Consider the following 695-nt stretch of genomic DNA (forward strand, 5'->3'; position numbering starts at 1 on the left):
TTACCCAGATTGCGAGTAATGCTTCACGAATGTTCTTTTCACTGTCTGATGTTCAGTGGCACCTCTTTCCTGCATTTTTGATCGGCTCAGTTCTAGGGACGATCGTATTTAGCCTCGCGCTATTTAATATTCCCCTGCAATTCTTGCCTGTTGCGATTGCTTGCTATCTACTTCTCAACCTGTGGAGCAAAACCTTTGGCGCATTTATAAAGAAGTTTGAAAGTTATTATTTGATTGGCTTTCTCCAGACCGGCTTAGGGCTAATCGTTGGAGCGCCGGGCCCGCTAGCCTTATCCGTTTTGACTAAAGAATTAGAATCTAACGATCAGATTATCTCCACCAGCGCCATGTTTATGACGATCAGTCATCTTGCAAAAATCCCAGTGTATTTGGCTATCACCCCGTTTTTGAGTGATAGCTTATTGCTGATCAGTGTAATGATCGTCTGTGCGATAGCCGGCTCATTTTTGGGCACTAAGCTGCGCATAAAGGCAGACAACGACAAAATCATACTATTGATAAAAATAGCGCTTAGCAGCCTCGCTGTGCACATGCTGGCATCGAGTTTGGTTGGGCAAATAATGCCGCTTGACCTGCCTACCTACCGGTAGGTAGGATGAACACATGACAACCAACACCCGACAACAAATCATCGACTATTCGGCTGAGCTTTTACGTGCCCGCGGCTACAACGG

1 protein-coding gene is annotated in these 695 nt (G+C 45.8%); it reads left to right on the top strand.

Going from position 1 to position 695, the window contains the following annotated elements; all coding sequences use genetic code 11:
- On the top strand, nt 1-611 hold a 611-nt coding region (locus tag A3738_RS09125; protein WP_068763556.1), incomplete at its 5' end, for a TSUP family transporter.
- Nucleotides 612-695: the final 84 nt, after the last annotated feature.

The organism is Oleiphilus sp. HI0066 (assembly GCF_001635725.1).